Origin of the sequence: Actinomadura sp. CNU-125 (assembly GCF_001942465.1) — a bacterium.
Taxonomy (GTDB): Bacteria; Actinomycetota; Actinomycetes; order Streptosporangiales; family Streptosporangiaceae; genus Spirillospora.
Genome location: NZ_MKJY01000178.1, coordinates 1 through 10,742, shown reverse-complemented (window position 1 = coordinate 10,742; position 10,742 = coordinate 1). Strand labels below are relative to the sequence as shown.

Here is a 10,742-nt window from a genome sequence, read left to right as displayed (position 1 = left end):
CTCCCCCTCGGCGCTGGGCTCCACGCCCGGCACCGGGTGACTCCACCGCCCCCGGGGCGGCGACTCCGCGACGCCGCGCGGCGACGGGCAGCCGACGCCCGCACCCCGGCGGCGACGGCCAGACCACGCCCGCCGGCGACAACGTCGCGTACGCCCGGCACCACGCCCGAAGGCGACGGCCCGTCCACGACCGGCCGCGACACGCCCGCCGACCCGTCCAGCACCGACCGGACGCCCCCGGGCGGCGGAGACGACGGCCGCACCCCGCTCGGCAACGAGGGCCAGCCCTCCGGCGACGGCCAGCCGACCCCGAGCGGGCAGCCGACCTCCGACGGACCCGCGAACCCGACCGGCCAGGCGACCTCGACGGGCAGCCCGCTCCGAACGGCCAGACGCCCGGCGACGGGCAGACAACGCCCAATGGCCAGCCGACCGCGGACGGGCAGACGCCCGGCGACGGCCAGCCGACACCCGGCGGCCAGCCGACCTCCGACGGGCAAACGCCCGGCGACGGACAGCCGACCACCCGGCGGCCAGCCGACCTCCGATGGGCAAACGCCCGGCGACGGCCAGGCGACCCCCGACGGGGGCCAGCCGAGCGCGGGTGGCCAGACGCCCGGCGACGGACAGCCGACCTCCGACGGGGAGCCGACCTCCGACGGGGAGCCGTCCTCCGACGGGGAGACGCCGACGAACGTCGCGTCCTCCGACGGCTCGTCGCCCGCCGACGTCCCGGACGCGATGGCGCGGCCCGACAGCAGCGACTCGTCCAACGACAACACGGCCTTCGTCGCGCCCATACCGATGGCGCGTTCGGCGGCGCGGCGGGCACCGCCGGTCCCACCCGCGGCGGCGGTTCCCGTCCGCCGTCGGCTCCACCGAGGCCCGGCGCGAGCTCGCCGTCGCCGCGGCCGGAGCCCCGGCCGTCCACGCCACCGCGCAGCGACGTCCCGTCCGGCGACACCTACCGTCCGGCACCGCCGCCCGGCCCGTTCAGCGACGGGGCCTCGGACACGCCCCGCCCGCCGGTCCTCGACGACCAGGGCACGGTGCGCGGCGAGACGCCCGCCCCGCCGCCGCCGGACACCGGCGACTCGGAGGCGCAGCCCGACGCGCACCCGAAGAAGAGCGAAGACGGCGGCTCCGACAGCACCGAAGGCACCGACAGCAACAGCGGCACCGACGGCACCGACGGCACGAGCGGCGACGGCACCACCCCGGACACCACGGCGCAGGATCTCGCGGACGCCGAACAGGAAACCCGCGACATCCTGTCCCAGTTCGGGAACGACGCCCCGACGGTCGACTTCTCGTCCGCGCCGATCGACCCTGCCGCGGTCCGCGAGTTCAACAACGCCATCCAGCAACTCGCGGCCGACTACCCGAGCACGATGCAGGGGCTCACCCACATCGGCTCGCAGGACTTCTCGCAGACGCTCCCGCCGGGCGACGAGGACGTCCTCGCCTACGCCTACCCGGACGGCCCGAACCGCGGCATCTACGTCGGCGACCAGGCGTTCGCCGACAACCAGGCGCGTGCCGACGACGGCGCCGACGAGGAGGCGTCGGGCTTCACCGTCCCCGGCGGCGGTTCGAGCGAAGGCGTGTTCACCCACGAGTTCGGCCACCAGCTCGGCGAGCAGCTCCTGAACAACCCGCAGGCGCTCGCCGACCTGAACCAGGCGGTGGCGAACGCCCTCGGCATTCCGTCGTACGACGCCACGCAGCCCCACACGCCCGACACGGCGCAGCGGGTGGAGGACGGCCTCTCCGGCTACGGCTCCGGGGACCCGCACGAGATGATGGCGGAGGCGTTCACCGAGTACCGGCTCGCCCCGAACCCGCGTCCGCTGGCCCAGGCCATCGGCCAGGTCATGGACTCCCACCTCGGCGCGAACTCCCAGGGCAACGGCAACGGCAACGCGTCCCCGTCCGGGACGACCAACACCCCGGCCACCGGAACCCCCGACACCACCGGCACGTCCGGAACCGGCACGCGACCGGGTCCAACACTCCGAGCACCGGAACGCCGGACGGCACCACGGGCACCACCGGCACCGGAACGCCGGACGGCACCACCGGTACGAACACGCCCGGGAACGATCCGTCCGGCGGCGGCGACCCTGGGGACTCGTCCGCTCCGCATCCGCGCGACGGCGAGTCCACGCCGCCCGACACCGGCACGCCGCCCCGTTCGGACACCGACCCCGGCACCACCTCCGAGAACCGCGCCGAGCCCGCGCCCGCGCGGCCGGAGCCGGGCGACGGGCAGCGCACCGAGGCGCCGGGGCCCTTCGACGGCGGCGGCACCATCCGTGAGGAGGGCTCCCCGCGGACGGACGCCGAGGGCGACTCCTCCACGCGTCCCGGCGACGACACGAACCCGCCCGGCACCACCCGGGACGAGGCGACGACGACGCCGCGGGACAACGACGCCGAACCGCCGTCGTCCCCCACGCGCGACGAAACACCCGAAACAACCCCAGGCGACGACCGGGGCGACTCCCAGCCCGACCCCCGCCACAACCGCACGAGCGACTCCGACGCCGACCCGTCCCGGACGGACGACACCGACGGGACGACGCCCCGCCGTGACGTCCCCGAGGGGCTGCCGGACAGCCTCCACGACGCCTGGCACAACAGCGACGAGACCCCCGCGGGCCGGTCGCTCTACGGGCCGGACGAGCCGTTCATGCGCGACACCGCGCGCGGCGTGCGTCCCGACCCCGACGGACGGTTCGTGCTCGACGCGAACGGCGACCGCGACGGGCTGTACTCGGGCGACCGGCGGCTCAGCCCGTCCGACGTCGCCGACCTGGTGCGAAGCGACCCGAACTGGAACGGCCGGGACGTCGTCCTGCTCGCCAACCAGACGGGCGACGGGACCTTCGCCACCGAGCTCGCGCAGCAGCTCGGCGTCCGGGTCATCGCGCCCAGGGGCGCCGTCGACATCGACGCGCTGGGCAACCCGGAGGCGAGCGGCTGGACCGCGGCCGACCGGGACGGCAGCCCCCTGGAGGCCGGGACACAGCGCTTCACCTCGAACGACGCGGGAGCGCAGTACGGCGAGAACCGGCTCGCGCACGTCTACGCCAACCTCCCGCCCCACCTGCAGAACGCGCTGTTCCAGTACACGGTTCAGTCGATGCCGAACGCGTTCCTGCGTCCCAACGCGCCCGACCTCGGGGCGTACCTGAACTCGCTCGCGGCGGACAGGCCGGTATCGGACGCGCTGTGGTCCCTCAGCCGGCAGCTCGAACCGACGGTCGCCGACGTCTTCCGGATGAGCAACGAGTTCCAGCTCGACCCGCATCAGCGGGCCGTGGTCGATTACGTTCTCGGCTCGCCCGATCCGGTCGGCACCTTCAACAACCTGATGAGCACGGACCCGGCGAACGCGGCGATGCTGCGCGACCTGTCGACCTACCTCAGGCCGACCGAGGCCGACCTCCGGCGCATCCAGGCCGGGTTCCCCCTGGACCCGAACCAGCGTGCCCTGGTCGACTCGCTCCTCTCCGACGGCAACCCGGAAGCCCTCATCGGCCGGGTCGTCGGCAACGGCGGCTACCACCAGTTCCTGGAGGGGTACTTCGGCGAGACGCCCAGTGTCGACGCCTTCAACAGGCGCATGGGCGAACTCGACCAGGCCCTGGACCAGCCGCTGCCCGAGCCCGTCCAGACCGAACGCGGACTCCACGACGTCAGCTTCATGACGGCCGCCGACGGGAGCCCCCTCGGCGCCCGCGACGCGTCCCAGCTGATCGGGTCGGTCCAGCACGAGCACGCGTTCATGTCGACGTCCCTCGGCCGGGACCCGGCCGTCGTCGACAACAACCCGTTCCCCATCCGCATCCACATCGACCTGCCCGAAGGGGCCCGCGGTGTCTGGATGGGGGAGCAGAGCGCGTACAGCGACCAGCGTGAGCTGGTCCTGCCGCGCAACACCCGCTACGAGATCACGCACGTCGACACCAACGCCCGGGACGCCGACGGCAACCCCATCACCGAGATCCGGGCCACGGTGCTTCTCGAGGGCCCGCACGAATCGCCGACGGCGACCCGGGCGCGGACGCCGACGTCGCCGCCGCGCGCCGACCGCCTGGGCCCGCCCGACAGCGGGACCACGCCCCCGTCCACGCCGCCGCCCGGCTCCGGCGGTCCGCTGCCGCGCCGGGCCATGCCCGACGACGGGGCGATGCCGCGGTCCACCGCGGACGGCACGCCCGCCGACACCGCACCCGCCCGTCCGGACACCACGCCCGCACGTCCCGACGCCACGCCCGGGGACGACGGTGCGGCGACGCGCCCGTCCGACGGCGAGCCGGGCCCCGACCGGAGCGACTCCGACGGGACGCCCCGCGCTCGACGGCGACACGGGCGAGACGCCCCCGCCCGGCCTCCCCGACGACCTGCACGACGTCTACCGCGGCAGCCAGGAGACCCCCGCGGGCCGCTCCTTCTACGCGCCCGGCGACGACGCGATGCGCGACCTCGCGAGCCGCGTCCCCGCCGACCCGCACCGGTTCGTCGTCGACGGGCACGGCGACGCCGACGGCATGCGCGTCGCGACCGGCGGCTGAACGCCGACGAGGTCGCCGACCTGATCCGCAACGACCCGAACTGGGACGGCCGCGAGGTCATGCTGATCTCGTGCGAGACGGGCGACGGCGACTTCGCCACGCAGCTCGCGCAGCGGCTCGGCGTCCCCGTCACCGCCCCGAACGGGCTGGCCTGGTCGAACGACGACGGCAGCGTCTACGCGTCGTCCGGTCACCGCGACGCCGACGGCCGCCTGCGTCCCGACCAGCCGCCGAACGGCGGATGGAACACGTACCGTCCGAACGGCGACGTCACCCCGTCGGGCCGCGACGGCTTCGCCCCCGGCCACCCGGTGGCCGGCTCGGACGGCTCGTCCGCCCGCGGCGACGACGGCGCGGCCAGCCGCGGAACGCCGTCGCAGCACACGTGGGACCCGCCAGGGGTACCCCGCGACGACAGCGGCGCCAGCGACCGTCAGCTCCGTCCCGACCAGCGCGCCGTCGACCAGACCTTCCCCAGACAGGAAGCCCGCTACCGCATCACGACGCTGGACCAGAACGGCCAAACGGTCGTCCGCTCCATCGTCTACACGAACGCGGACGGCCAGGTCACCCACATCACCAACCCGCAGGCCGAGAACGTTCCCGGGGCGCTCGCCGACCCCAACGAGAACATCGACCTGACCCGGCCGCAGCCGGGCGTCGTCCACCAGATCGACTTCGGCCGCGGGGACCCGCACGTCTTCGTCGGCGGCGACGAGGGGCGGTCGCCCGCCGCGGCACCGTTCGACCCGCCCACGCACGTCCCAGGGACCGACCAGCCGCTTCCGACCATGAACGTCCGCGACTACGACGTTCATCGCGACGGGCCGTTCAGCGACCGCACGACGCTTCCCGGTAGCGACGAGCCCCTACCGCGGAACACCCGCATCGTCGTCCGGCACGGCGACGAAGTGCACGGCATCTTCTATACGAACAACGACGGCCAGATCGAATGGGTCCGGACGTGGTACGGCGACGAAAACGGCGTCGGAAGCCTCAACCCGGAACTCGGCACCCACTGGACGGCCAATGCGGGCCGAGAGGTCCCCATTCCCAACGCCAGGTACATGGTGGAGCCGCGTTCGCAGTTCGTGGACATCGGCGATGACGACATCGACCCGGTGCCTTCGGTCCGCCGAGGCGAAATGGACCCGGGGGAAGTCGCCCCGGGCACATTCCTGTACCACACCGATAGCAACGGGCAGGCCCACCTTGCCACCGGAGTGCCCGAATACGACTCCGACCAGTCGAGGTATGGCACGGCGCAGTCCGCGGTCGGCCGGATCGGGCGGGAGGAGTACGCGAACGGACGCTTCGACGGCGGCCACATCTTCGGGCACGCCGCGCAAGGCCCCCGAGAGCGTCTGAACTACTTCCCGCAATGGCGTCCCGAGAACCAGGGCAAGAACGCCTTCGACGTCACCCGCCCCGCCAGTTGGTACCAGCTGGAGCGGGATCTCCAGACGCTGCACGAAGACACCGCGAACGACATAAGCATCGAGCGCTTCGACTTCTTCGCGGAGCCGAACCTTCCCGGGCGAACCCCTCAGGTCGTCCATGCCCGCTGGGTCCAGGCGGAAATCGTCGGGGGGCAAGTGGTGCGCACCGTGCACTACAGGTCCTTCTTCAATCTCCCGCCGAACGACCGGGGCACAAACCCGACTCCGGCGCCAACCGGCGATTCGCCGCTATGGCCGCACAACCGCAACGGGTTCGGCAACGCGACCGGACCGGCGAACTACACGTCCCCTGTCGGGCCGGCGCACGTAGCGGACACCGGCGGGACCACATCGAACTCCGCCGACGGGACCGACGGGCCGCGCTTCCGGAGGGGCCGCCCGGCGGGCGACGCGGCTTCCCTCGGCGACGGCGCGGTCGCCAGGTCCACGCCCGGCGAAGCCGCCCCGGACGGCCCCGCCCCGAACCAGCGGACATCGGACGACACGACCCGGCGCGTCCACGAGGACCCACGCATCCGGGAGATGCTCGACCGGGTCGCGGACTCCGATCCGCGTCTCCACTCCGAACTGCAGGCCCGGCTGCGGGACTCCCTCCCGAACCATCCGGACCTCGCCCGCGTCCTCACCGGGGACACGCGGAACGACGCGGACGCCGCCCTCCGGGACGCGCTCCTGGCGGACCCGCAGCGGATGAACGACGTCCTGAGCGACCCCGCGGCCGCCGACGCACTCGAAGCGACGCTCCGCGACGACCGTCCCGAGACGCCCGCCGCGGCCTCCGAACCGCCTCCCGCGAGCCCGCTGGGCCAGGAGCCCGCAAGCCCGCAGGTGCAGGACGACCAGGGCCGACTTCACCCGGACGCCCGCTCTCACTACGGCTGGTACTCCTCCACCGAGCCCGGGACGAGCCCCGCCCCCGAGGCTCCTCAACGGGACGCCGCGTCCGTCCCGGACGGCGGCCAGGCGCACCTTCAGGGCACGACCACCCCAGCGGCACCCGGCCCCGTCGCACGTTCGTCCACGTCAGAGCCCGGCGCGGAGGCCCCACGGACGGCCGATCCCGAACTCATGCGGCGCGTCCACGACAACCCGCAGATTCGGCAGGTCATCGACCAGGCCCGGCAGACCGTCGTCAACGAGCGGGGCGACCGGCTCGGAGACCTCCTCGAAGCCGACCTCCGCGATCGACTGCCGAACCACCCCGAGCTGGCACGGATCGTCGAAGGCGGCGGGCCCCCGCCGCTGACGCCGGTCGAGGAACACCTGCGCACCTCGCTGCTCGCACGTCCGAAGACGCTGAACAGCCTGCTGAACAGCCCAGAGGCCGTCCGCATCCTGGAGGACTCCGTCCGGGAGGTGAACGAGCGGGGCGTCGAGGAGATCGGCCCCGAGGAGTCGGCGCGCCCGGACGCGACGCCGCTCGAAGACTGGCAACTCAAAATCAGCGACAAGGAGACCGGCAAGATCGGCGGCTCGGACTCGCTGCCCCAGCCCGGCTTCGACCACAAGGCGCTCAACGACCTGCTGGCGGATCTCCCTGAAGGTCAGTCTCTTCCCAGAGACACCCCCTTGGTCAACGACTTCCTGGACAACCTCTACGAGGCGGCCGACTCACAAAAGGGGACTTTGCAGAGCATTCTCCAGGAACTCGCGAACCATCCGGACGACGCGAAAATGCGTCCGGGCCGCAAGGACCGGGTCCGCGCCCTGGACAAGATCATTGAGGATTACAACGGAGACGCTTCCGCGCTCAATGACCTGCTCGGCGGCAAGGTGCAGTTCGACAACGTCGCCGATCTCTACCGGGCGCTGGCACGGGTCCGTGAAGTCACCGGCCGCCATGGCGTCGAGGTCGTGTCCATCAAGGACCGGTTGCGCAAACCGCAGCTGAGCGGCTACCGCGATATCCGCATGACCGTGAAGATGCCGAACGGTCACATCGGCGAACTGCGCCTGCATCTGAAGTCGGTCGACGATGTCGCCTCCTACGAGCATTCGCTGTACGAGGTTTCACGCGACCTGCCGAACGTCGCCAAGGACCTGGCCAAGCTGGGAGAACGAGACGCCAGGCTCACTCCGGAGGAAGCCGCCCTCCAAAAGGTCATCAACGAGCGTCTGAAGGTTCTCTTCCAGGACGCCGTGGACCGGGCCCTGCCACCTGAACTCCGTTCCACGAGCCAGGACGGGCCGGAGCATCGCGATGGTTCGGCGGACCCGCAGCGGCCGGAGGACGGCGAGCACGGTCCGTCCCGGGACGGAGACGAGCACCCGCCCCGGCACGACGACACCGACATTCCGCCGAACCTGCCGCCGCATCTCCACGACGTCTTCCGCGACAGCGACGCCACGCCCGCCGGCCGGTCGTTCCACGACCCGGCCGACCCCGCGCTCCGCGACCTCGCCCGACGCGTCCCCGCCGACCCGCAGCGGTTCATCGTGGACGGGCACGGCAACGCCGACGGGCTGCGGCTCGCGGACGGACGTCGCCTCGGCGTCGACGACCTGGCGGACCTCATCCGCAACGACCCGAACTGGGACGGTCGCGAGGTCCTCCTCCTGTCCTGCCGCACGGGCGACGGCGACTTCGCCGCGCAGCTCGCCCAGCGCCTCGGAGTCCCGGTGCTGGCACCGAACGGGCTGGCCTGGTCGGACTCGCACGGCAACGTCTTCGCCTCCTCGTCCGTGGAGGGCCCCGACGGCCGTCTGCGCCCCGTCATCCCACCGGACGGCACGTGGAGCACCCACCACCCGGACGCACCCGCACCCCGGCGGGCAGGGACGGCTCGCCGCCCGGCCACCCGCACACCGCCGACGGCCCGACCGCCGACGACGCCGCGGATCGCGGCCTCATCGACAGCCTGAAGGGCATGTTCGGCGGCGGCGACAGCGAACCTCCGCCGCCCGTTCACGCCTCCGTCGACCAGCCGGACTTCGTCGACCCCGACAAGATCCGCCCACCCGACCAGTACGGCACTCCGCTGACCCGGCCTGACGGAAGCCGGATTCCCCTGTTCGACGGCGACCCGACTCGGGAACAGACCCAGCAGGGCGCGATCGGCGACTGCTGGCTGATCTCGACCTTGGGCGCCATCGCCGGGCACATGCCCGAGGCGATCGTGAACTCAGTACGGGAAACCGAGGACGGGAACTACGAGGTACGCCTGAATGCGGTCGAAAGGTCGAAGAAGAGCGCGAGCTGGGTGCTCACGGGCGGCGAAATAGTCGTGACCGTCACGCCGGATCTCCCCGTCTACAGCGACAACCCCGAAGCAGCGGCCTTCGCCGACGTATCGAGGACGGGAGTCGCGTGGACGGCGATCCTGGAGAAGGCCTTCGCCGGCCTGGACCAAACCTGGACGCAAGAGCGCAAAGACCGCTGGCTTGAGTTCCGCGGCATCAATGACCAAGCGGCCCCGCCGGAAGGCTACGTCAGGCTGAACGGCGGGAAGGTCATGGACAAGACCGAGATTCTCACTCAGCTAACCGGCCTGCCAGCTAGAAGCGACTCCATTGCCACGGAACGCGACCCGCTGACGGGCAAACCGGCCGATCGGCAGGTTATCGAGGAGTTCAGGCGACTTCTTGACGAGAACAAGCCGATCCTGGTCGGCTCCAAGTTCCCGCTGAAGGACGAACCGGGTCTCACACATCACGTGGAAGCCGGCCACGCCTACGAGGTCGTCAGAGTCGATGAGCGGGGACAGATCCATATCCGCAACCCGCACAACGCCAACCATCCGCTCCCGATGAGCATAAAAGAATACCGGCGGAATTTCTCCACCAACTACGTTACCTTGGAATAATCCATGGCCGTCCATAATGTCGTGCTGCAGCGGAATATGCAGAGGCAGACCGAGTACGCAAGATTCATGGCTCCTCATGCCCGCGACACCGGGGATCCGCGGGGGCCGGAGGTAACGCTGGTCACCGTCGTCAACGGGGACGAGAACCGCCATGTCCTCCATCGGGGCGACAGGTTCTCCGTGGGGGAAGAGACATGGCAGGTCGACCGTGCGGAACTGATCGGTGATACCGACTGGGCGGTCTATCTCAATCGAGTCGCCTGACTTCCAGCGAACTTGCGATAGCCCGTCTTCGGCCACGGGAGGACGGGCGCAGCTCATGTTGTGGACGGCAACGGCCCGACGCTGAGACGAGTCCCCGTCGACCGTCCAGGGCCCCGCCCCTTCTATCCTTGACGTGAGGAAGTCGTGGCTGACAGAGAGTTGGGGTTTGAGATGGCAAGGTCCTCCTACCCGCAGTATTGGGTGTACGAGAAGCGACCGGTCGTCCTCCTCGTTCCGCCGGGCGGAGGTATGGACTGCCTCGCGGTCAACCCACGGACCGGTGCCTTCGTCCGTGAGATGCGGTACATCGCCGAGATCAACTTCAACCACGACGCCGACTTCGACGAGGTCTCGTTCGAGGAGTTCATCACCGCGGTCGAGAGATACCGGGCGCAATGGGGTCTCGGTGAGGGCACCGTCAAGGTGCTCTACGAAACGATGTACGGCATCGAAGAAAACGCGCGCGCGCAGTCCCGTCGGCCCTCACCCGAGGAAAAGGCCCTCCTCGCCTCGTTGAGCAAGCGGACGCATCCGATGTTCGAGGAGCATCTGCGCGAACAGGGCCTCACCGGCACGCCGCAGCCCAACCCCGCTCCCCTGCGCATCGCCCGCCTCTTCGACTCCCTCGACGCCTC

The 10,742-nt window shown here is 71.4% G+C and carries 7 protein-coding genes and 1 pseudogene; 4 read left to right on the top strand and 4 right to left on the bottom strand.

Going from position 1 to position 10,742, the window contains the following annotated elements; all coding sequences use genetic code 11:
* The 4 genes and pseudogenes from BJF79_RS21300 to BJF79_RS21290 form a co-directional block, all read right to left on the bottom strand.
* Positions 1-800, bottom strand: a pseudogene (locus tag BJF79_RS21300) (hypothetical protein); the annotation flags it as partial.
* 164 nt (positions 801-964) lie between these two features.
* Positions 965-1,351: a hypothetical protein gene (locus BJF79_RS21295; protein WP_262402359.1), complete on the bottom strand. Its 387-nt coding sequence runs from the start codon at positions 1,349-1,351 to the stop codon at positions 965-967.
* 147 nt (positions 1,352-1,498) lie between these two features.
* Positions 1,499-1,735: a hypothetical protein gene (locus BJF79_RS53550; protein ID WP_143220071.1), complete on the bottom strand. Its 237-nt coding sequence runs from the start codon at positions 1,733-1,735 to the stop codon at positions 1,499-1,501.
* A gap of 39 nt (positions 1,736-1,774) precedes the next feature.
* Positions 1,775-1,996 carry a hypothetical protein gene (locus BJF79_RS21290; RefSeq protein WP_143220070.1) on the bottom strand — a complete coding sequence of 74 codons (222 nt, stop codon included), beginning with the start codon at positions 1,994-1,996 and terminating at the stop codon, positions 1,775-1,777.
* A 696-nt stretch (positions 1,997-2,692) separates the two neighbouring features.
* Here BJF79_RS21290 and BJF79_RS21285 point away from each other — a divergent pair.
* From BJF79_RS21285 to BJF79_RS21270, 4 genes are all read left to right on the top strand, one after another.
* Positions 2,693-8,902 (top strand): ADP-ribosyltransferase, encoded by a 6,210-nt coding sequence (locus tag BJF79_RS21285; protein WP_075899889.1) that lies wholly within the window; start codon positions 2,693-2,695, stop codon positions 8,900-8,902.
* Positions 8,903-8,907: 5 nt separating this feature from the next.
* Entirely contained in the window at positions 8,908-9,843 is a 936-nt protein-coding gene (locus tag BJF79_RS21280) for a C2 family cysteine protease (RefSeq protein WP_158079251.1), read from the top strand.
* A 3-nt stretch (positions 9,844-9,846) separates the two neighbouring features.
* A complete protein-coding gene (locus tag BJF79_RS21275) occupies positions 9,847-10,107 on the top strand; it encodes a DUF6406 domain-containing protein (RefSeq protein WP_075899885.1) in 261 nt (86 codons plus the stop codon).
* A 144-nt stretch (positions 10,108-10,251) separates the two neighbouring features.
* Positions 10,252-10,742, top strand: a 491-nt coding sequence (locus BJF79_RS21270; RefSeq protein WP_143220069.1) for a hypothetical protein, incomplete at its 3' end; no start/stop codon positions are given.